Annotated in this window: 15 protein-coding genes, 26 tRNA genes and 1 pseudogene; 36 read left to right on the plus strand and 6 right to left on the minus strand. The window is 62.8% G+C overall.

The features are described from left to right. Positions 1-15: 15 nt before the first annotated feature. Complete coding sequence (locus LMTR21_RS13460) at positions 16-999, plus strand: ABC transporter substrate-binding protein (RefSeq protein WP_084030344.1); 984 nt, start codon at positions 16-18, stop codon at positions 997-999. Next, the gene (gene fhuB / locus LMTR21_RS13465) at positions 986-2,992 is read left to right on the plus strand and encodes a Fe(3+)-hydroxamate ABC transporter permease FhuB (protein WP_141688026.1); all 2,007 of its coding nucleotides are present in this window, start codon (positions 986-988) and stop codon (positions 2,990-2,992) included. Before LMTR21_RS13460 ends, fhuB begins: the two co-directional genes overlap by 14 nt. 22 nt (positions 2,993-3,014) lie before the next feature. On the opposite strand, the gene LMTR21_RS13470 is transcribed toward fhuB, so the two are convergent. Beyond that, positions 3,015-3,839 (minus strand): ATP-binding cassette domain-containing protein, encoded by an 825-nt coding sequence (locus tag LMTR21_RS13470; RefSeq protein WP_065750044.1) that lies wholly within the window; start codon positions 3,837-3,839, stop codon positions 3,015-3,017. A gap of 64 nt (positions 3,840-3,903) precedes the next feature. After that, positions 3,904-4,965 carry a siderophore-interacting protein gene (locus tag LMTR21_RS13475; protein WP_065750045.1) on the minus strand — a complete coding sequence of 354 codons (1,062 nt, stop codon included), beginning with the start codon at positions 4,963-4,965 and terminating at the stop codon, positions 3,904-3,906. A gap of 300 nt (positions 4,966-5,265) precedes the next feature. Here LMTR21_RS13475 and LMTR21_RS13480 point away from each other — a divergent pair, with 300 nt between their 5' ends. From LMTR21_RS13480 to LMTR21_RS13490, 3 genes are all read left to right on the plus strand, one after another. Beyond that, positions 5,266-6,969 (plus strand): cyclic peptide export ABC transporter, encoded by a 1,704-nt coding sequence (locus LMTR21_RS13480; RefSeq protein WP_084030345.1) that lies wholly within the window; start codon positions 5,266-5,268, stop codon positions 6,967-6,969. Between the two features lie 293 nt (positions 6,970-7,262). Further along, a complete protein-coding gene (locus tag LMTR21_RS13485; protein WP_141688027.1) occupies positions 7,263-8,264 on the plus strand; it encodes a GNAT family N-acetyltransferase in 1,002 nt (333 codons plus the stop codon). 22 nt (positions 8,265-8,286) lie between these two features. Continuing rightward, on the plus strand, positions 8,287-9,585 hold the full coding sequence (locus tag LMTR21_RS13490) for a lysine N(6)-hydroxylase/L-ornithine N(5)-oxygenase family protein (RefSeq protein ID WP_065750047.1): 1,299 nt from the start codon (positions 8,287-8,289) through the stop codon (positions 9,583-9,585). 4 nt (positions 9,586-9,589) lie between these two features. On the opposite strand, the gene LMTR21_RS13495 is transcribed toward LMTR21_RS13490, so the two are convergent. Beyond that, on the minus strand, positions 9,590-10,276 hold the full coding sequence (locus tag LMTR21_RS13495) for a 4'-phosphopantetheinyl transferase family protein (protein ID WP_187399352.1): 687 nt from the start codon (positions 10,274-10,276) through the stop codon (positions 9,590-9,592). A 320-nt stretch (positions 10,277-10,596) separates the two neighbouring features. Between LMTR21_RS13495 and LMTR21_RS13500 the strand changes: the two genes are divergently transcribed. The 30 genes and pseudogenes from LMTR21_RS13500 (at position 10,597) to LMTR21_RS13645 (ending at position 15,878) form a co-directional block, all read left to right on the plus strand. Beyond that, the gene (locus LMTR21_RS13500) at positions 10,597-10,998 is read left to right on the plus strand and encodes a hypothetical protein (RefSeq protein WP_141688028.1); all 402 of its coding nucleotides are present in this window, start codon (positions 10,597-10,599) and stop codon (positions 10,996-10,998) included. 534 nt (positions 10,999-11,532) lie between these two features. Then, positions 11,533-11,733 (plus strand): hypothetical protein, encoded by a 201-nt coding sequence (locus LMTR21_RS13505; RefSeq protein ID WP_065750050.1) that lies wholly within the window; start codon positions 11,533-11,535, stop codon positions 11,731-11,733. Between the two features lie 150 nt (positions 11,734-11,883). Further along, positions 11,884-11,958, plus strand: a tRNA-Thr gene (locus LMTR21_RS13510). Positions 11,959-11,962: 4 nt separating this feature from the next. Then, positions 11,963-12,039 (plus strand) — tRNA-Leu (locus tag LMTR21_RS13515). A gap of 21 nt (positions 12,040-12,060) precedes the next feature. After that, positions 12,061-12,135 (plus strand) — tRNA-Val (locus LMTR21_RS13520). Between the two features lie 4 nt (positions 12,136-12,139). Continuing rightward, positions 12,140-12,215: transfer RNA gene (locus LMTR21_RS13525), tRNA-Val, on the plus strand. 7 nt (positions 12,216-12,222) lie between these two features. Further along, positions 12,223-12,296 (plus strand) — tRNA-Ile (locus LMTR21_RS13530). A gap of 248 nt (positions 12,297-12,544) precedes the next feature. Then, positions 12,545-12,628, plus strand: a tRNA-Lys gene (locus LMTR21_RS13535). Between the two features lie 11 nt (positions 12,629-12,639). Further along, a tRNA-Leu gene (locus LMTR21_RS13540) sits at positions 12,640-12,722 on the plus strand. Positions 12,723-12,737: 15 nt separating this feature from the next. Next, positions 12,738-12,812 (plus strand) — tRNA-Asp (locus LMTR21_RS13545). 4 nt (positions 12,813-12,816) lie between these two features. Further along, positions 12,817-12,893, plus strand: a tRNA-Pro gene (locus tag LMTR21_RS13550). A 6-nt stretch (positions 12,894-12,899) separates the two neighbouring features. Next, positions 12,900-12,989: pseudogene (locus LMTR21_RS13555) on the plus strand. 19 nt (positions 12,990-13,008) lie between these two features. Continuing rightward, positions 13,009-13,545 (plus strand): HNH endonuclease, encoded by a 537-nt coding sequence (locus tag LMTR21_RS13560; protein WP_065750051.1) that lies wholly within the window; start codon positions 13,009-13,011, stop codon positions 13,543-13,545. Between the two features lie 33 nt (positions 13,546-13,578). After that, positions 13,579-13,654, plus strand: a tRNA-Arg gene (locus tag LMTR21_RS13565). A 385-nt stretch (positions 13,655-14,039) separates the two neighbouring features. After that, a tRNA-Tyr gene (locus LMTR21_RS13570) sits at positions 14,040-14,124 on the plus strand. 8 nt (positions 14,125-14,132) lie between these two features. Then, positions 14,133-14,206 (plus strand) — tRNA-Gly (locus LMTR21_RS13575). A 4-nt stretch (positions 14,207-14,210) separates the two neighbouring features. Beyond that, positions 14,211-14,286: transfer RNA gene (locus LMTR21_RS13580), tRNA-Phe, on the plus strand. 4 nt (positions 14,287-14,290) lie between these two features. Then, positions 14,291-14,362, plus strand: a tRNA-OTHER gene (locus LMTR21_RS13585). Between the two features lie 6 nt (positions 14,363-14,368). Then, a tRNA-Asn gene (locus LMTR21_RS13590) sits at positions 14,369-14,441 on the plus strand. 82 nt (positions 14,442-14,523) lie between these two features. Continuing rightward, a tRNA-Glu gene (locus LMTR21_RS13595) sits at positions 14,524-14,599 on the plus strand. 7 nt (positions 14,600-14,606) lie between these two features. Beyond that, positions 14,607-14,683, plus strand: a tRNA-Arg gene (locus LMTR21_RS13600). A gap of 268 nt (positions 14,684-14,951) precedes the next feature. Further along, positions 14,952-15,026: transfer RNA gene (locus tag LMTR21_RS13605), tRNA-Cys, on the plus strand. 4 nt (positions 15,027-15,030) lie between these two features. Further along, a tRNA-Arg gene (locus LMTR21_RS13610) sits at positions 15,031-15,106 on the plus strand. 11 nt (positions 15,107-15,117) lie between these two features. Continuing rightward, a tRNA-Ser gene (locus LMTR21_RS13615) sits at positions 15,118-15,204 on the plus strand. A gap of 98 nt (positions 15,205-15,302) precedes the next feature. After that, positions 15,303-15,378 (plus strand) — tRNA-Gly (locus LMTR21_RS13620). A 1-nt stretch (position 15,379) separates the two neighbouring features. Further along, positions 15,380-15,456: transfer RNA gene (locus tag LMTR21_RS13625), tRNA-Glu, on the plus strand. A 31-nt stretch (positions 15,457-15,487) separates the two neighbouring features. Beyond that, positions 15,488-15,628 (plus strand) — tRNA-Gln (locus LMTR21_RS13630). Positions 15,629-15,634: 6 nt separating this feature from the next. Further along, a tRNA-Met gene (locus tag LMTR21_RS13635) sits at positions 15,635-15,709 on the plus strand. A gap of 16 nt (positions 15,710-15,725) precedes the next feature. Continuing rightward, positions 15,726-15,800: transfer RNA gene (locus LMTR21_RS13640), tRNA-His, on the plus strand. Positions 15,801-15,803: 3 nt separating this feature from the next. Continuing rightward, positions 15,804-15,878 (plus strand) — tRNA-Trp (locus LMTR21_RS13645). A gap of 107 nt (positions 15,879-15,985) precedes the next feature. Here the strand turns inward: LMTR21_RS13645 and dinB are convergent. The 3 genes from dinB to LMTR21_RS13660 form a co-directional block, all read right to left on the minus strand. After that, a complete protein-coding gene (gene dinB / locus LMTR21_RS13650; RefSeq protein WP_065750052.1) occupies positions 15,986-17,233 on the minus strand; it encodes a DNA polymerase IV in 1,248 nt (415 codons plus the stop codon). Positions 17,234-17,465: 232 nt separating this feature from the next. Beyond that, complete coding sequence (locus LMTR21_RS13655; protein ID WP_065750367.1) at positions 17,466-17,999, minus strand: isochorismatase family protein; 534 nt, start codon at positions 17,997-17,999, stop codon at positions 17,466-17,468. 5 nt (positions 18,000-18,004) lie between these two features. Beyond that, positions 18,005-18,628, minus strand: a complete 624-nt coding sequence (locus LMTR21_RS13660) for a TetR/AcrR family transcriptional regulator (protein WP_065750053.1) — start codon at positions 18,626-18,628, stop codon at positions 18,005-18,007. Between the two features lie 89 nt (positions 18,629-18,717). Here LMTR21_RS13660 and LMTR21_RS13665 point away from each other — a divergent pair, with 89 nt between their 5' ends. Then, positions 18,718-20,268: a 4-hydroxyphenylacetate 3-hydroxylase family protein gene (locus LMTR21_RS13665; RefSeq protein ID WP_065750054.1), complete on the plus strand. Its 1,551-nt coding sequence runs from the start codon at positions 18,718-18,720 to the stop codon at positions 20,266-20,268. The last annotated feature ends 222 nt before the right edge of the window (positions 20,269-20,490 follow it).

Below are 20,490 nucleotides of genomic sequence, written 5' to 3' on the forward strand. Positions count from 1 at the left end.
GAATGAGGGTATGTCATGGCGGTACCCTCCGCGACCTCGCCGCAAGGCTTTCCTGAGCCGGATTCCATGAGCACGTTTGTCCCCGACTACAGGCTGTCCCGCCGCGCGCTTCTAAGAGCGGGCGCGGGCATCGGCGGCGCGGCGCTTGCCGGTGGCTTGCCGATGGCATTTGCACAAGGCGGGGGATCGCCATCCGGCCCCCGCGTTGCCGCGCTTGGCTGGGCCTGTGCGCAGACGATACTGGCGCTCGGCATGGTGCCGCTGGTCGTTCCGGAGATCGAGCGCTACGGCAGGCTCGTCGTCGAACCGGCTGTCCCGTCGAGCGTTCAGGAAATCGGCCTGCGTTCGGAGCCGAATCTCGAACTGCTGCAGAGTTTGGCGCCCGACATCATCATCATCGATCCCAGCATCATGGCCGCCATGCCCCGGCTCAAGCTGGTCGCCCCGGTCGAGGTGTTCACGATCTTCAAGCCCGGCGGGCATCCCCTGGAAACCGCGCGCCGTTCGACGATGGAGCTTGCGCAGCGTCTCGGCGTGCAGGCTGCGTGCGAAGCCTACCTGGCGCGGTTCGACGTCGCCATGACAGGCTATCGCGAACAGGTTCGGGGCCGCGGTGGCAAGCCGCTCTATCTCGTCAGCGAGATCGCGCGCAACCGTGCGCTCGTATTCGGTCCGAACAGCCTCTATCAGGAGGTGCTCAATCAGTTCGGGTTGAAGAATGCCTGGACCGGGCAGAGCGGCCCGTGGGGGCACACCAGCGTCGGCCTCGAAGTTCTCGCCGCGGTCCCCGACGCGCGATTGGTGCTGTTGAGCTCGCGCGTTGCCGATATCGAGGCCCTGCTCAAGTCGAGTCCAGTACTGCAGACGCTGCCGTTCCTTCGGTCGGGACGGCTGACGGTGCTAGGCAATCAATTCTTCTATGGCGGTGTGCCGGCGGCGGAGCGCTTCGCACGTCTGCTCGCCGAACGTCTGCCGCAGGACAACAATGAGCAAGGTTGACGCGCTGCCCGCCCGGTCCGGGATCGAGATGCATCCGGCCGCGCTGATCGGCCTGCTGTTTGCGGCGGCCTTTGCGCTGACGTGGCGGGATCTGTCGGGACATCTGCCGGCCGGCGCGTGGCTATCGGTGCTGTGGCGGCCCGAGATCAACGACCCGCAGCAGATGCTCGTGCACTATACCGTGTTTCCGCGCATCGCCGTGGCGCTGCTGGCCGGCGCGGCCCTTGGTCTCGCCGGCACCGTCTGTCAGCAGGTGCTGCGCAATCCGCTGGCTGAACCGAGCACCCTCGGTGTCCTGAATGGCGCCTATCTGGCGCTGGCTCTCACGACGCTGTGGGCGCCGTCGCTGCTCGCCTTCGGCCGCGAGTGGATTGCGCTGGCCGGTGGGTTCGCGGCCTTCCTGTGTGTGTTCGGACTAACCTGGAAACGTGCGCTGTCGCCGGTCGTGCTGGTGCTGGCCGGGCTGATCGTTGCCTATTATTGCGCCGTGACGACCCAGGCGCTGGTGCTGCTCAACCACGAATATCTGATCGGCCTGTTCATCTGGGGCGCCGGCTTCCTCAATCAGCAGGACTGGAACAACGTGACGTTCCTGGCGCCGCGATTGCTGATTTCCTTCGTGCTGATCGCGGCGATGGTTCGCCCGCTGACCTTGCTCGGATTCGACGACGAGACCGCGCGCAATCTCGGCCTCGGACTGACAAGAGCGCGGGTCTGCGCGCTGGCGATTGCGATCGCGCTCAGCGCCTCGGTCGTAAGCGTGGTCGGCGTGATGGGCTTTGTGGGCCTTGCCGCGCCGGCCATCGTCATGCTGTCAGGCGCGCGCCGGTTTCGCGACCGGCTGATCTGGGCCCCGCTTTGCGGCGCCATGCTGCTGTGGCTCACGGACGAGCTTGTGCTGCTGATCCCGCCCGGTTACCGCGAAATGCCGGCGGGCGCCGTGACAGCCCTGATCGGCGCGCCGATGTTGCTGGTGTTGCTGCCGCGGCTACGCTCCACCGTGCTGGTGGGAAACCTCACGCCATCCGTTCCGCCACGTCTCGATCATCCCTGGCGGATGATCCTGTTCGCGCTCGCCTTGCTGCTGTTCGTGGTCTGGATCGCGCTTGCCGTGGGCGTTGGCTCCGAGGGCTGGCGCTGGAGCGGCCTCGCCGGCATCCAGGAATTTTGGCCATGGCGCTGGCCGCGCGTGGTGTCGGCGCTGGCGGCGGGCGCGACGCTGGCCGTGGCCGGCACGCTGCTGCAGCGCATGACCGGAAATCCGATGGCTGCGCCGGAGGTGATGGGCATCAGCTACGGCGCTGCGATGGGCGTCATCGTTCTTCTCTATCTCTTTCCCGCTCACACGCGGCTGGCGCAGATTGCAGCGGGCGGGATCGGCGCCTTCCTCGTGCTGGCACTGGTGTTGCTGTTCAGCCGGCGGTCCGAATTCAGTCCGGAGCGGGTGCTGCTTGCAGGCGTCGCCATGAGCGCGGCGTTCGGCGCGATCATTGCCATGGCGCTGGCGACCGGCGATCCGCGCATCGGCATGCTTCTGTCGTTGCTGACGGGGTCGCTGTATCAGATCGGCCCGGCGGAGGCCCTGGTGCTTGCTGCCGCCGCGCTGATTCTGCTGGTCATGGTGCCGATGCTGTCCCGCTGGCTCGACATCCTGCCGCTGGGAGCGGCGGCATCGCGTTCGGTCGGCATCTCACTGGGCAGAAGCCGCATCATCATCATGCTGCTGACGGCTTTGCTGACGGCGACGGCGACGCTGATGGTGGGGCTATTGAGCCTGGTCGGCTTCATCGCCCCGCACATGGCGCGGATGATGGGCGCGCAGCGCGCCCTTCATCAGGCAGCGCTCGCTGCGATGATCGGGGCCATCCTGATGGTGTTTGCGGATTGGGCCGGGCGAATGGTGATATTTCCATTCCAGATGCCAGCCGGCATTTTCGCGATGATGCTTGCCGGGCCTTATCTCATCTGGCTGTTGCGCCCGCGGCGCGGATGAGAGGCGCGGTGAACGTGGATCGTCACCGCGCGAAACTGATGAGATGGCCGTGATCCGGCGACGGCATCACCCCCATCGCGATGCCGTAGATGGTTTCGAGCTCGGCCGGGGTCATGATCTTGTCCGGGGTGCCGCGGGCAATCAGCTTGCCTGAATGCAAGGCGATGATCTCGTCGCAGAAACGCGCCGCCATGTTGACGTCATGGAGCACGACGACCACACCGAGATTGCGCTCGCGGGCGAGCTGCTTGACGAGCGACAGAACCTCGATCTGGTGGGCGATGTCGAGCGCCGAGGTGGGCTCGTCGAGCAGCAGGCATTCGGCATCCTGCGCAACCAGCATCGCTATCCATACCCGCTGGCGCTCGCCGCCTGACAAAGTATCGACCAGCCGGTCAGCAAACGGCTCGATGTGAGTCAGCGCCATCGCTTCCGCGACCTTGTCGCGGTCGGTATCGCCAAACCGGCCGAGCGCGCCGTGCCAGGGATAGCGGCCGAGCGCAACCAGCTCCTTCACCAGCATACCGGCGGCAGGCGGCGTCTGCTGTGGCAGATAGGCGACCTTGCGGGCGTACTCCCGATCGCTCCATTCGCGCAACGCGCGCCCCTCGAAGCGGATCGTGCCGGAAGAGCTCGGCTGCTGCCGCGCCAGCAATTTCAGCAGGGTCGATTTGCCGGAGCCATTGTGTCCGATCAGGCCCACGACGCTGCGCGCGGGAAGGGAGAGGGTGAGCGGTTCGAGCAGCGCGCGCTCTGCGACTGCGAAGCCGACCCGGTCGAGCTCGAACAACGGGGCGGGCGCATCGGACGAGGCTTGCGCGATTTCGATTGGCCGAACTACCTGCATGAGAATGTGCCTGCGATACGGTGCGAGGCGCCCGCCGTCCCGCCGATCTGTGTGTGTCGGGACATCATGGCTGGCGCTGGCTCCAATACGCGACCGCCAGATGCTGATCGCGGGAGAGTTTTCGGTCTTCGCGCAGATGATTTCGCAGCGCCTTCAGCGCCTGCGCCTCGCACGCGACCCACGCAAAGACGTCGCGATGGTCGGGCCATTGCACGGCCTTGACGGCATCGACCAATAGCTGCGTCGTCCCGGCCGGACGGTCGCCGCGATGCAGCCAGCGGACCGTTACGCCGGTGGGCGCGACCAGCGGAACCTCTTCGAGTCGGTCGGCGACTTCGATGAAGACTTCGCCCGTTGCCGTTGCCGGCAGCGTCTCGAGAATTCGCGCCATGGCGGGCAGGGCGGTCTCGTCGCCTGCCATCATCACCCAGCGCGCCGGGCGAATGCCTCGCCCGAGCGGGCCGGCCATGCCGCAAATGGCGCCGGCTTGCGCGTTGACTGCGAATGCCGAACCCGGTCCGGCATGGTCATGGACGACGAAATCGATATCGATTTCGCGCTTCTCCAGATCGATGCGGCGGATGGTGTAGTAGCGGGTGACGGGCCTGCGGTCCGGTTCCGGCCAGAGGATTCGTCCGTCCGGCGCGGGCCACGGCCATTCAGGCTTGGCGAGGCCCGCCGGGGGGAAATAGAGGCGGACATGCAGGTCATCGTCGTTCACGAAGCGCGCGATGTCGTCTCCAGTGAAGGTCAGGCGGCGCATCCGCGGCGTCAGGTCGGTCGCTGCCTTCAGCCGCACTTCGCGGAAGTTCGCCAGCGTGCCGCCATCGGACTCATGGCCGGACCAGACGATGGTCGGTGCTTCGTCGCCGGCGAACTCGATCACGTGTGACGCCACGACCGAGCGCAGCATTTCGAGATGGCCCTTGTCTTTGGCCTCGACGCGGATCTTGAGCGCCTCGGCCTCGACGGCGAGCGAACTGGTTCCAAACGGCAGCTTCGCCACCATCAGGCCGCCCTGGTCCTCGAAGGCGATGTCATGCTCAGCCAGATGATCGATCATCCGGGCGGCGAGGCCGGCGGCATCGGCGAGCGCGATGCGGGTCTCCGAAACAAGCGAATCCAAGTCGTCCTCCAGTCGGCCTGGCCGATGCTGGCCTGCAAGCGCTTCAATGTCTGGAAATCGCGGCCCGACATAGCGGCTGGATCATGTCCTACTCGCTCGTCGGCTGCGATGCAAAGGCGGTACCACTCACATTTTATTAAACGCGCCGTCGATCACAAATTAGAATCAATCGAAAAGGCCGAAAAATAAGCTCTGGAAGAGTGATGCTGCCATCATGTATTCGCATCCCACCGGCAAGGCTGTTCGTATCAGGACGGGCCGTGTAGGTTCGCTTCAGCTCTACTCCAGCGCGCGGCACTCATGATGAATCCACGAAGCGGCCTCACGGCCCAGATCCTGCATCTTTTGCGGCCATATTGGCCGATCGTGCTCGGCGGGATCGTGCTCGGCGTTGTCGGCGGCGCCAGCGTTGCGGGGTTGCTTGCGGTCGTCAATCGCGGGCTCTATGCCACGCAGGGAGATGTCGCAACGCTGCTTTCCGCATTTGCAGGCTTGTGCCTGTTGATCCTGATTGGTTCCATCGGCGCCGATATCAGCGCCAACTATGTCGGACAGCGGATCATTGCCGAGCTCCGCAAGTCGCTCGCCGCCAAGATTCTGGCGGCCCCGATCGATCAGCTCGAAATCTATCGGACGCATCGCCTTATCCCGGTGCTCACGCAGGATGTCGATACGATCAGCGATTTCGCGTTCTTCTTTTCTTCCTTCTTCGTCTCGCTCATCATCACGATCGGCTGCATGGTCTATCTGGCGGTGCTGTCGTGGCCGCTGTTTCTGATTACCGGACTGGTCATCGTCCTCGGCTCGCTTGCGCATGCATTTGCGCGAACGCGGGGCGTTCGCGGGTTCAACGCCGCCCGCGATTCGGAAGACGAACTGCAGAAGCACTATCGCGCGATCGCCGAGGGCGCGAAGGAACTGCGGCTGAACCGCGCGCGCCGCCAGCGCGTCTATGTCGAGCAGCTCCAGCGCACGGTCGACCGGATCAGCACGGTGCAGGTCAAGTCGATCAATCTGTTCGTGACGGCGCGGGCGCTGGGCGCGATGCTGTTCTTCGTCGTGATCGGCGTGGCGCTGACGTTACGGCCGTTCCTCTGGCCGGACAGCCCGGCGGCGGTCTCCAGCGGGTTCGTCCTGGTGCTGCTCTATATGCGGGGGCCGATCGATCAGGTCATCGGAATCCTGCCGTCGCTGGGCCGTGCGCAGGTGGCGATGCGGCGGATTGCCGATCTTTCGGAGCAGTTCTCGACGCCCGAACAGGACTTGCTGGCCGCGCCGTCCACCGCGCCCGATGGATCAGCCAGGATCGAATCGATCGAGCTCCGCAGCGTGTCGTATGGCTTCCGTGCCGTGCCGGGCAGCGAGCCTTTCGTGCTCGGGCCGATCGACCTGCATGTCCGCCGGGGAGACATCGTCTTCATTGTCGGCGAGAACGGCAGCGGCAAGACCACGCTGATCAAGCTGCTGCTCGGCCTTTACGCACCGCAAAGCGGTACGGTGCTGCGCGATGGCCGGCCGGTCGAGACGGAAACGCGCGATGATTACCGGCAGCTCTTCACCACCATCTTCTCCGACTATTACCTGTTTGAGGATCTGCTGCAGGGGGCCGGGATGGTGCCTGAGGACGCAGAACGCTACCTGAAGCGATTGGAGGTCGCGCACAAGGTCTCGGTCGAGAACGGCGTGTTTACGACGACGGACCTCTCGACCGGCCAGCGTAAGCGGCTGGCGCTGATGAATGCGTGGCTCGAGGAGAGGCCGGTCCTCGTGTTCGACGAGTGGGCCGCGGATCAGGATCCTGCCTTCCGTCACATCTTCTACACGGAGCTGCTGCCCGACCTGAAGCGCATGGGCAAGACGATCATCGTGATTTCGCACGATGACCGCTATTTCGGCGTGGCGGATCATCTCGTGCGACTTCGTCACGGCAAAGTCATTGCCGGCGAAGCGGTGGCGCATGAAATCATCAAGTCGTCATCGGTTCCAACTAATGCGTCTCTTTAGAGCTATTTTATTCTCCGAGAAAATTTGAGTCGAAGTTCAGGCTCTTTGGAAAAGTATGGCCGTTGAGAGCGTCGGATGCCCTCTACGCCGCCGTCTTGTCGGATTTGTAAGGAATCTAAACTACGTGTGGTGGCATTCCTTGTCATCCTGCGCGGGAGTGCTTTAGATCGCGAGCGCGAGTGATGATCGCGTTCTGTTTTCAGCAATCACGTTGGCGATGCGAGGGCCGGATGAATAAAGCTTCGAGCTCCGCGATCGGGCCCCGCGCATTTCCGATCGGACCGCATTCTGCGATGACAGTCGTTCAGGATGGCGGCGGAGACCTACGGGTTGCTGTGGGCGCCACGACCGTGATGCGGCTGCGGCTCGAGGAGCCGCTGGATCGCCTGAAACTATCGGATACGCCCGACGATCTGCACCTCGCGATATCTGCGGTTGCGGCGGCGGCAGAAGCCGTGTTCGGATGGCGGCCGACCCTTGACCGGCTTGTGCTGGATCTGGCCGCCGGAGAATCGCTTGCGCGCGAGCTGATGAACCATGGCCTCGTTGTCATGGCGGGAACGGAGCTTGTGTTGCTTCCGGAATTGCTGATGCAGCGGCCGGATAATTGGCTGGTCAATGCCGGACAGCCGCCAATGCCGCAACTCCATGTGATGACGGACGGGAAACGCCATCCGCGGCGCCCGCCCAAGCCTGCGGGAAAGGTGTATGCCCGCTTCATACCCTGGCTCGCCGAGGTGATCTCCTTTCGCGTCGCCGACCTCGACAAGGATCTGCACCTGCTGCACCGGTGGATGAACGATCCCCGCGTCGACGCGTTCTGGAACGAGGCGGGCGATCTCGAAAAGCATCGGCGCTATCTGTCGGGTATTCTGTCGGACCCGCATATGCTGCCGCTGATCGGCTGTTTCGATGACGAGCCGTTCGGCTATTTCGAGCTCTATTGGGCCAAGGAAAATCGCATTGCGCCGTTCTACGATGCCGATGATTACGATCGCGGCTGGCACGTCGTCGTCGGCGAGGATGCCTATCGCGGGCGCCGCTATATCAGCGCCTGGCTGCCGTCGCTGATGCACTACATGTTCCTGGACGATTGCCGGACGCAGCAAATCGTCGGCGAGCCGGCGGCAGCGCATTCGCAGCAGATCCGTAATCTGGAAGTTTCGGGATTTGCCAAAATCAAGAACTTCGATTTTCCGCACAAGCGGGCCACCCTCGTTACGCTGCTGCGCGAGCGCTTCTTCGGCGACCGGCTGTGGCTGCCGGCAGCCACAGCGCCGGCGACCAGGTCCTAACGCCCGAACGGAGCGCAGCTTCATGTCTCACCAGCTTGCGATCGAGCACGACGTCATCGGCGTCGGATTCGGGCCTTCCAATCTTGCGCTCGCGATCGCATTGGACGAATCCGCCAGAAGGTCACGCCTGAAATGCGCGCCGCTGTTCGTGGAAAGGCAGCCGCATTTCACCTGGCACGGCGGCATGCTGCTGCCGGGCAGCGACATGCAGATCTCGTTTCTCAAGGATCTCGTTTCGCTGCGCGATCCGACCAGTCCGTTCACCTTCGTGAACTATCTGCACAAGCGCGGCCGTCTGCTGGATTTCGTCAACTGCCGGACGTTCTATCCGAGCAGGATAGAGTTCAACGACTATCTCCGGTGGGTTGCCGACCAGTTCAAGCCTCAGGCCGTCTACGGCGAAACCATTATCGCGGTCGAGCCGGTGACGGCCGGGCAAACCGTGACGTCCTTGCGGGTTCATTCGCGCACGCTCACCGGCGGAGAGACCGTGCGGCTTGCACGAAATCTGGTGGTCGCGGCGGGAGGGCAGCCTTATATCCCGCAGGTGTTTGCGAACATCGCCGGTGATTCCAGATTATTCCACTCCAGCCGCTATCTCGATACGGTCGAGCGTGCCGGCTTCGGCGGCAGGGCAGCGCGCGTTGCCGTGATCGGCGGAGGACAGAGCGCAACCGAAGTGACGGTCGACCTCCACAGCCGCTTTCCGGACGCGCGCATCGATCTGATCTTTCGCGGCCATGCCTTGAAGCCGTCCGACAGCAGCCCGTTCGTCAACGAGATCTTCAACCCCGATTACACCGACTTCATCTACGCGCAGTCTTCGGAGCGGCGGGACGCCATCGTTCGCAACTTCCGGAACACGAACTATGCCGTGGTCGATTCGGATCTGCTCGATCAATTGTATCGCCTGCTCTACCAGCAGCGCGTCGGCGGCGAGACGAGGGTCGCGTTGCACCCGCGCAGCGAGATAACGGGCGTGGATGCGGGATCGGAAGGGATCGAGATCAGCCTGGCCGACAAGTTCGGGGGCGGAAGTCGCCGATCGACCTATGATACCGTCGTACTGGCAACCGGATACGACAGGGAAACCCCGCACGCATTCCTTGAGCCGATCCAGCGCTATGTTCGCGACGCCGTGCTGGATCGCAACTACAGGCTCGTCACCAGCCCGGCATTCCGGCCGCAAATCCATCTGCAGGGATATTCGGAAGCTTCTCACGGGTTGAGCGATACGCTGCTCTCCGTGCTGGCTACGCGTTCGCAGGAGATTGCCGAGTCGCTGCTTTCGACGATTTCGCGTCGCGAGCTGATCGCGTGAGCGGCTAGATGGCGGGAGCGATCAGCCGCCATTCTTCGGTGGGTCCAAGCGCATCCGGCAGCGATAGCACCGCAGGAGAGGGGCCTGGATCGATGACCACGGTATTCGGAGGTATCGTGAATCCGAGACCGGCGGCTTTGAGCACCGCCTCCTTGAGAGTCCAATAGCGAAGAAACAGCCGGGACCGCAGCGCCGCTGGTGCGCTCCACAGGACCTTCCGTTCTTCGGCTGCCAGCGCGATTTCGCTGATGGAATCCATATCGACGATTTCGCGCAGCGGTTCGATATCGACACCAACAGGCATGCAGGCCGCTGCAACCGCTACGGCGCCTCGCGCGTGGCTCAGGCTGAAGTCGAGATTCGCAGGCCCGCCAACGAGGATCGGCTTGCCGTGTGCCGAGGACTCAAACCGAAGGGCTGAGGCGGGCTGGTCCACGAGGCTGCCAAGCAGGAGACGCGCGCCAGCATGCGCCGCGAGATAGCTCATGCGATCCTCAATGTGGAGGAATCGTGCCAGACGCTCGGTCTCTTCGGCAGCGAGCACTTGCGTGGCGTGCTCGATCCCGAGCGTATCGGGTTCGCCGACGGCGACATGGCCGGGCGGAGTTACCTTGGCCAGCCAGAGAACGATCTCTTCCGACTTCAGCTGTTCGATCGGGCGTGTGAAGCCTGCATCATGCAGGCATCGCAAGCGCAGTTGTTCCCGCTGTGTCGTGCATTTGACAGCGAGCGACCAAGCGAGGGAGTCGTTTGTCTGATCGATCGAAAGCGATGCGACAAACGGCTCGTGTGTCACCTTTCGCAAATTCGTCATGTCATTGGCTCAGTGCCCTGCACAACCATATGCAACTCGCGGGTGTATTGATGCACAAGTCGAAACGATCTGACTTAGAATCCGTCTAACTGAGCGCCGTCAGGCACCATGTGTGGTTGCAACAGACCCGAGTTGTGCGGATAGATTCATTCTCAAGCACATCGGCGCGACCTGCAGACTTATACGTGGAACCGACCATGACAAAATCCGCTTCTGTCGAGCAGCCTATGGACAGCTATCTGCCGGAGCGGATTGCAACCATCCTGGTCAGCAGCCAGCATGCAGGCCTCATCAGCAAGGAGCCTGCCACGCGCATCGACTACCTGCTCGAGATTGCGTCGCTTCATACCAGAAATGAACTCCTCAGCCAGCCGGGTCTGGGACGCTTGGGCGTCCAGCGGATCGAGAAATGGATGAGGCTTCATGGCCGACGCCTTCGTCGCAACGAAGAGAGCCTCGATAGTGTGATCTGCCGATTCCGCTTTCGGCAGGCATTTGCCGATGCCAGAGCCGGTCGGGCAGGGCCCGTATTGGTGATCTCGCCGGAGTCCAGAGACAAGGTTCTGCGTGGGCTCGGTTCATACGCTATGCGCGCCTGATAGCTCGACGGATCGCGACGAGCCAGGCCATCGAGCAGGAAACTTCAGCTCGAACCGCTCGGCAAACGGCTATCCTTCGTGAGTCAGGACGAAGATTGCCTCAAAAAATTATTGGCCCCGATCTTCGCGCCGCCGACGGCGGCCGATCGACTGAATAGCTGTGTCATTGGAACGCATTAGCCGCGAATAACTTTCGTTAACGCTGCCGGCGGCGGCGCGCCCGTTGCAAAATAGTTTGGCGATTGCTCTTGACGGATTCGGAAATCTCGGTGCATACCGCTGCCCCACAAAACGCCGTCGAATTCGCCGGCGCTCTTTAAGGACCGAAACCGTGTTGCGATTGCGCTCACATATCGTCGCGAAAGCCGCCTCCGCGCTGCCGTTTAATCGGCCGTGCGATTGGTCGCGCATGTCCGTGACGGAACACGGTCCACGCTATCTGACGAAGCCCGATTATCTCGGGACCAGCAGGATAGCAGGCAGAGCGTAACAGGCAGCGGGAATCCCCCCTCTGCCAAACAGGCGGAGGGCAACATGGCCCGCAACAGCACCACCAGGACAGGACTCGAGAAGCGTACCCGCGAGAGGATTCTCTCCTCGCCGGTCGCGCTCGCCTTCGTGCGCACCGTCGTGGCGCGCCGAGGGATCTCCGAGGCCGAAGCCCGCCAGATTTATCTCGACTACATCAACCGATCGTGGTCGGCGGCTCACCGCGGCCGCCGCGTGATGACGTGACGTGATGCCGAATACAGGATGATCGCCCCTGCAAGGACATAAGGCGATCCGCTGACCGGTACCGGTCTCCTTGAGTGGAGCGGCAAACGGTGGTTTCAGGCAGCGATTATGTTTTGGCCGGACTTTCCCCGGCCGTTTGTAGATTTTCACGCCGGCATAGCACTGCGGAAGTGCAGGGTTTTCGTAAAGCCAAGGTCGGGAGTTCGATCCTCTCCGCCGGCCCCATTTTGCTCCACTAGCCCAATCGGTAGAGGCGACGGACTTAGATTCCGTGCGATGGCGGTTCGAATCCGTCGTGGAGCACCAACATTGCAATTCCATTGCAACGCGCGCTTAGCTCAGTGGTAGAGCGCCTATCTTACATACAGGATGTCGGCCGTTCGATCCGGTCAGCGTGCACCAACTCGCGTCCGTAGCTCATTCAGGAGAGCGCCGCTGTGACACGGCGGAGGTGGCAGGGGCAGAGCCTGCCGGACGCACCATCAATTTCCTCTCGTAGCTCAGTGGCAGAGCAATCGCTTGATAAGCGATCGACGGATGTTCGATTCATCACGGGAGGACCAAACAGCACAGGAGATCACCATGACCGAGAGCTTGCCCGCCGGCGTGCATCGTCTCTCCGCGAGAGCCAGCTTGCGCTTGCGCAAGCAAAGGCGAGGGGCTGTGCCATCATGGCGCGCCACGCGAAACCGGGGCGGCTGGCCGCCGCCACCATCAAGACGATGGATCCGGAGCGTTAAACCTGAATGGAGATGGAGCGGGCTTTTAACCCGTGCGCAAATGGTTCGAAACCACCCGGATCCTCCATCACGGACCTGTGCCCCCAGCGGCCAAGGGAGCGGATTCTTAATCCGTCGCGAAAGCATCGTCGGTTCGAGTCCGACCAGGTCCTCCAACTGAATTTCCGCGCTCGTGGCGAAACTGGTAGACGCGCCGTCTTGAGAGGGCGGTGGGAGACCATGCCGGTTCGATCCCGGCCGAGCGCACCAATTGCCCAACCAATTGCCCATGTCCCCATCTGGCGAAGGGACCGGACTGTCGATCCGGAAAGGCGAGTTCGATTCTCGTCATGGGCGCCAATTCCAGGATGTAGCTTAGCCCGGCTAAAGCGCACGCCTCGGGCGCGTGAGACCGCAGGTTCAAATCCTGCCATCCGACCAATTCGGGGGCGTCTAGCTCAACAATAGAGCTGGCTGCTCATAACAGTCCAAGTATCGACAGTCCAAGTATCGGTTCAAGTCCGGTGGCGCCCACCACCAGCGAGAGGAGAGGGCAATGTTCGCAGCAAATCCAGCTCTTGTCCTCAACGCGGACTTCCAGCCGCTCAGCTATTTCCCGCTGTCGTTGTTCAACTGGGAGGACACCGTCAAGGCAGTCGTGAAGGGATCGCATGTCGTCGTCGCAGAGTACGATCAGGTTGTTCGCAGCCCGTCGACGGTGATGCGGCTGCCGTCGGTCATCGCGCTGCGCGACTATGTGCGGCCGCCGGCGCGAGTAGCCTTCACCCGCTTCAATGTCTTCCTCCGCGATCGCTTCCGTTGCCAGTATTGCGGCGACCAGTATCTTCGCGGCGAACTGACGTTCGACCACGTTGTCTCGCGCGTGGACGGCGGCCAGACGTCGTGGACCAACATCGTGGCGGCCTGCAGTCCCTGCAACGCGCGCAAGGGCCGCTTCTACCTGAAGCCGCTGCGGGAGCCGTTCGAGCCGACGCAGTACGACTTGATGGCAGCCCAGCGTCTGTTCCCGCCGAACTTTCTGCACGAGACCTGGCGCGACTATCTGTACTGGGACGTCGAACTCGAGAAGTGACGCCGGCGGCGCGTTTCTGCCGCCGGCGTCCATCACCACGTAGCTCAACTGGATGAGCACGACCCTCCGAAGGTCGAGGATGTAGGTTCGAGTCCTATCGTGGTGGCCAAATTTGATGGATGACGAACCGGACAAGCGTGCCGGCGCTGTCTTGAAAACAGATGGACGCCGCGAGGCGCTGCGGTGCAAGCCCGTCGTCACTCCGCCATTGGGACAGTGAACCGGCGCGACGCCGGCCTCGATTGGAAATCGAGTGGGCGCTTCGGCGCTGGGGATCAGGCCCTCCGCTGTCCGCCATCTTGGAGAGTCAACCGGACAGGCGCGCCGGCACGGCTTCGAACACCGATGGCACCGCAAGGTGTGAGGCTCAGGTCCTCGGCTCTCCGCCATAAACGATCGCGCCAGGCCGGACGTACGCCGGCGCCGCTGATGAGTTTGCAACCTCGGCACCATTTCGCGGGATGATGTTTGATCAGCGCTCCCGCAACCAATCTGGGTAACGTCAAGTCTGGGGACTGAGCGGGCCTGTAAAGCCTGCGCCTTTGTGCCTGCCTGGTTCGATTCCAGGGTTACCCACCATCGTCATTGCGGACGTAGCTGGAAGGTCGAGCACCTGAGTGCCACTCAGGAGAATCGGTTTCGATTACCAACGTCCGCGCCATCTAGCCCAGTTAGCAAATCTGGTGATTGCACGCGCCTGAAGAGCGCAGGAGGCCAGTTCAAATCTGGCGCTGGGCACCATTTCGGGGCAGGCAGCGGGCTGCAGTTGATCCTTGCAAGATCGGCGTCCGGAGTTCGACTCTCCGTTGCTCCACCATCTCATTCCCGTCGAGCCATCTCGGTGAAGGCGCTCCGCTGTTAACGGAGGAAGGCACGTTCGAATCGTGCGGCGGGGAGCCAATCCACCACTTCCGATCTCGGGCCAGCTTAAGCCGCCGAAACGAAAGCGACCTCCATCGTGGTCGAAAAAACGCACATGCTGCCATCGTCTAGCGGCAAAGGATGCCCGGTTCTCAGCCGGTCGACGCGGGTTCGAGTCCCGCTGGCAGTGCCATATTCATCTTCCCGTAGCTCAACTGGATGAGCAGCGCGCTACGAACGCGAAGGTATGCAGGTTCGAGTCCTGCCGGGAAGGCCAATCTCTCTGGGTAAAGCTCGTGTGGAAGAGCACCGCGTTTGGGCCGCGGAGGCGCGTGGTCGGAGCACGCTACCCAGACCATCATCGCGCGCTGGACGATCGGCGAGAGCATGATCCGGAAAAGTGTGTAGCGGTTTTCCGAAAAGATCATGCTCAAACAAAAAGATAAAGCGGGATGACGATTCGAAGAAACGTCATCACGCTTTAGTTAGGCAGCGGACTCTGAATCCGCTCAGACAGGTTCGACTCCTGTGCGCGCAGCCAATTGGGCGCCGTGGCGAAACAGGAACGCGGCGGTCTGCAAAACCGCCATGAGCCGGGGCAGCACCGGCCGGGGCTTCCAGCATGCGCTCGTGGACCAACTGGATGGCCAGCCGTCTTCTAAACGGCCCTATGCTGGTTCGAGTCCAGTCGAGCGCGCCATCATTTGAATTGGAGAGTTGGCCGAGCGGTAAGGCAACGCGGTGCTAACGCGTCGAGTCCTTCGGGACGCACAGGTTCGATCCCTGTACTCTCCGCCATCACGCGAGCCCATCGCGATCGATCGGATCTTGCAGGACAGATAGCGCCGGCCGAACGTTGCCGCGGCTTCCTCGTTCATTGCGGCGACTCCATTGCTGCGGGCGTGGCGTAGTGGGCTGCGTGCCTGTCTTCCAAACAGGAGGTGTTCGGTTCGATTCCGACCGCCCGCGCCAACCTGCCATCGCCTGGTGCCAGGGGTACAGCGCTTTCAACGCTGGACTTCACGGGTTGAACTCCCGTTGGCAGGACCAGATTCATGAGCAGATTCATGCCCAGATTCTTGGGCGCGTCGCCAAGCTGGGCTCTAGATTCTTGTTGACGCGTTTTCTTGACGCGAACTGGTATCCACTTCGCTGGAAAACGCTTTAGGGCGCCGGATTTTGATTCCGGCTATCGCAGGTTCGAGTCCTGCCGCGCTTGCCAATTCCTCGCGGGGCCTCGGCTGGGAAGGGGCCGGCTCTCATAAGGCTGGAGTGGCGGGTTCGACCCCCGTACCCGCGACCATTTCCGACTAATCTTTCCTGATTTCGTTCAATGGCAGGACGCTCGGTTGTGGACCGGGAGATGCGGAGTTCGATTCTCCCAGTCAGGACCAGATACCGGTTTAGTTCAGTGGCAGAACGCGGGCCTCCAAAACCCGATGTCGACTGTTCGATTCAGTCAGCCGGTGCCAACTTCTTCTCGTTGCCTTGGCGCTCCCCTCGCAGGTTTGCAGCACGTTGCATCGTGCGGTGGTATGAAGCCTTAGTTGTCGTTCGCCGCTGGCGCCTGCGGCAACGGCTAAAGGTCCTTCTCCGCGAGTTCGCGAAACGCGTCGGGGACGGAGCGGGAAGGGCCGAGGGCGACAGACCCATATCCGACTGCGTTGCGCCCGAAGCGATCGCGGATCAGATCCATGGCGCGGTCGGCCGACCAGCGCGCCATCCCTCGCTTGGTGCCAGGCCGGCGCTTTTCATCCCTCAGCCCGAGTGGGAGCTCAAGCTGAATGTCCCAGCAGGTCTCGAGGTGCGACACGGAGATCGCCAGCAGTGAGATTGTCTTTTCGTCCGGGTGATCCGCAAGCACCCTGCGTACGAGCTCTTCGGCAACCTCGGCCAGTATTGTCGTCGCCGAGATCGGTGCATCGAGTGTGACGGAGCGGGTGACCGAGCGGAGCTCGGCGAAACGCACGCGGACCGTCACGGTCCGTCCGGGCCGAAAGCTTGCACGCAGCCGGGTGGCGACACGGTCGGCAAGGTGACGCAGCGCGGGTCGGAATACTTGTTCCTCGGCCGGCTTCTTGCCGAGCGCCGACTGGGCTCCGGCCGACTGCGCCCGGCGTCGTGTCTTGATTTCCCGTCGATCGCGATTCCATGCCAATGCCGTCAGCTTGTCGCTGGCCGCGTGACCGAGCAACTGCTCGAGTGACCGGCCCGGCATCTGCGCCAGCTGCCCGATGGTATGGACATCGATTTCGGCCAGCCGCGCCTCGGTAACCGGGCCGACGCCCCACATCAGCCCGACGGGCAGGTCGTGCAGGAAAGCGAGCTCGGTGTCGGGATCGACAACCACCAGCCCATCGGGCTTGGCTACTTGCGAGGCGATCTTGGCCAAGTGCTTGGTGCGCGCTACGCCGACCGAGATCGGCAGGCCGAGCTCTGTCCGCACGCGGCATCGTACCGCACTGGCGATCTCGGCCGGCGGGCCAAACAGATGCGTGCAACCGGCGACGTCGGCGAAGGCCTCGTCGATCGAAATCCGCTCGACCAGGGGAGTGAAATCATTGAGCACACGGATCGCAGCATTACCCAGCCGCTGGTACTCCTTGAAATGGCCGTCGACGAAGATCAGACACGGGCAAAGCTCGCGCGCCCGCCATCCTGGCATGCCGCCGCTGATGCCGAAGGCCCTGGCTTCGTATGACGCGGCGAGCACGACACCGCCACCGACCGCGATCGGTTTACCGCGCAGGGTCGGGTCGAGCAGTTGCTCGACCGATGCATAGAACGCATCAAGGTCTGCATGAAGGATGGTGGCTGTTGTGTCCATCCCGAACCGCTCGCTGCGAAAACTCGCGCATCTGTATCCATGAGAACAAAGAGAGAACAATAAGTCAATGGGGTCCGGATAGTTCGGTGCGGACGAGTTCGCGGATTCCATCGCCGATCTCTGCCTCGCCGCCGTCGCGAAACCCGGTCGATTTCAGGCCGAGCGGCGTGTCGCCGCGACCGCCGAGCCCATCGCACTCAAACAGAAGCCGTAAGCGGGGCGCGACGGCCTTCTATTTGATTATTGAGATGGTCTGCCGGAAGTGCGGGTTGTCCGCCGTCTGCAGCCATTCGAACACGACCATCTCCGTCGTGATGATCTCCGCCCCATGACGCTCCATACGTCGGATCGCAGTCTCTTTGTCCTCCGGATGCCGCGAGCCGAGGGCGTCGCGCGCGATGTACGTTTTCCGGGAAGCTTGCAGCAGCCCGAGCACTGTCTGCTGCACACAGACGTGCGACTCGCAACCCGCGACGACGACGTGAGCATCGGCGGGGACGCGGTCGAGGAAGCCATCTTCCCGGCAGGCGTCGAAGAACTGCTTGTGGACGAGGCGATCCAGCTCGACGGGTATGTCTGCGACGGTCGGTCCGAGGCCCTTGGCGTTCTGCTCGGTGAACAGACGCGGGATGCCGATGAGCTTCGCCGCCTCGATGAGCCGGTTGGCGTTGCGGACGGCGGTCTCACCGTCGTGGATGGCCGGCATCAGTCGTGACTGAAAGTCGACGACGAGGAGAAGCGAGCGCTTCGGGTCGATGGTGAGCATGAGCGTCACTCCTCCGTCAGATGGGCGATCCGATCCTTGACATATCGTTCCATGAGATCGGGCGCAGAAGCCCCGAACATCCGGATGCGGCCGGTGTGCAGCAGAAGCAGCAGTCCGGTGGCATGTGCGAAGCAGTCGACCATGAGGAGATTGGCCTTCTGCCGCGAAGCGCCGAGCTCAACGGCTGCGTTGGCGACCGGACGCAGCGCGGCCTCAAGAGCGGCGTTCAACGTCTCGTCGCGTTCGTGTCCGAGACCCGCCGGCTTCATGCCGCCGCGAAACAGGTAGAAGCCGAGATCCAGGTCGCGCGGATTATCCGCGTAGAACCAGAAGAACGACATGGCGGCCGCCTTCAGCCGCTGCGCCGGCGACTTCGCCTGCGTGACCGCCTGGTCGACCGTAGCTCCTAGGGAGGCGAGGGAGGACTTCAGCACCTCGGCGTAGATCGCCTCCTTGGATTCGAAGTGGAAATAGAGCGCGGCGGGCGTGTAACCGGCGCGCAAGGCGATAGCCCGGAGGCTCGCGCCCTCCAGGCCTTCTTCTGCGAAGATCTGCTTCGCGGCGTCGAGAATGAGTTCCCGTTTGTGTCCGCTGACCGCTTCGCGCCGGTTTTGCCGCTTTTCGACCATCTGCCCCTTCGGATTCCATCTTGACTAAATCCTAACGGTGTTAAATATTCTAACATCGTTCAAATATTCGAACAAGAGGGAGTTACGCCATGCTGATGTCGGGTGCCGACTACCGGGAATCCCTCCGTGTCTACAAGCCGCGGGTCTTCGTGAATGGAAACGCCGTGGAAAGCGTCGCCGACGAGCCACTGCTCGCGCCCGGCGTCGCCGGCGTCGGCGTCACCTACGACTTCGCGCTAAGGCAGGAGCACGTGCCGATCATGACGGCGCGACAGGGCATCTCAGGCAAGACCGTGAACCGGATGCTGCACATCAACGAGACGTCGCAGGACCTGCTGTTCAAGCTCGAGGCCGTACGCTTGGTCTGCAAGACGGTCGGATGCGCGCAGCGCTACCTGGCCCATGATGCGCTGAACGGCATCTTTCAGTCGACCAAGCTGACGGACGACCGTCACGGCACGGACTACAGCCAGCGCTTTCTCGCTTACCTCCACGATGTCCAGGACAGGGACCTCACGCTCGGTGTCGCGATGACCGATGCCAAGGGCGACCGCTCGAAGCGGCCCCGCGCGCAGGTCAATCCCGACGTCTACGTTCGCATCAAGGAGCGCCGTCCGGACGGCATCGTTATTCGTGGCACGAAGGCGATCGTGACCGGCGCGCCCTACATGCACGAATTCCTCGTCATGCCCTGCCGGACCCACAATCCGGAGGACAAGGATTTTGCGGTATGCTGCGCCGTCCCGTGCGACGCGCCCGGCGTGACCATCGTCGCCCGTCCGGCCGGGCGCCCCGGCGAGGCCTCCGCCAAGTTCTCGGCCAAGTACGGCCAGTCGGTCGGTGTCGTGATTTTCGATGACGTCTTCGTTCCGCACGACCGCGTCTTCCTGGCCGGCGAGACCGAGGAGGGCGGTTTCCTCACGACTTCCTATGCCACGCACCACCGGCATTCCTGCATCGGTGCCCGCGCCGGATTCGGCGATCTCCTGATCGGCGCGGGCGCGCTGATGATCGAGGCCAACGGGCTCGACGTCGAGCGCCACGCGCATATCCGCGAGGCGATGGTCGAACTCATCACCATCACGGAAGGCTTCTACGCCTGCGGCGTCGCCTCGTCGGTCTACTGCACGAAGGACCCGGCCGGATCGGTGATGCCCGACGCGGTGTTCTCCAACATCGGCAAGCTGCTGCTTGCCACCAAGATCTACGACATGCACCGCGTGGCGCACTACGTTTCCGGCGGTTTGATCGTCGCATTGCCGGGTCCGGAGGAGGACCACAATCCGGAGACCAAGGCATCGCTCGCCGCAGTCATGGGCGGCCGGCCGGATATCCCGGCCGACAAGCGCGCCGAGGTCGCCCGCTTCATCGAGGATCTGACGGTTTCGCACGAAGCTGGCTGGTACTCGGTGATCTCGCTGCACGGCGGCGGCTCGCCGGAAGCGATGAAGCGCGAGATCTGGCGCAATTATCCGGTCATAGAGAAGATCGAGCTGGTCGAAGGCCTTCTCGACCGCGGCATCCTCGACGAGGGACGCCGGGTCTCGAAGCAGCCCGGTCGCTGCTGCGCAACCGGATGCCAAGTGCCGGAGCCCCCGCAGAAGGCCGAACTGCCGACGCTCGAAGGCGCTGCCGAATAACGTCTCGGCTCTCGCAGCCAGCTTTCACTGACGTCCCGCGAGAGGAGTGAAATCGCGCGCGAGGCCGCCTTGCTCGACGGCCTGTTTCCTGCCCGCGGCGCCGGGAAAAGGGCCATTCCATAAATTACGTAATTGATAATTTATTTCGAAAATAATTGCAAGCGTCTGATGTCGGTCGTAGAGTGCGGCACGGTCGAGGCAGGGATTCTGCCTGTTGGCCGG

The sequence above is a fragment of the Bradyrhizobium paxllaeri genome (genome assembly GCF_001693515.2).
Lineage (GTDB): Bacteria > Pseudomonadota > Alphaproteobacteria > Rhizobiales > Xanthobacteraceae > Bradyrhizobium > Bradyrhizobium paxllaeri.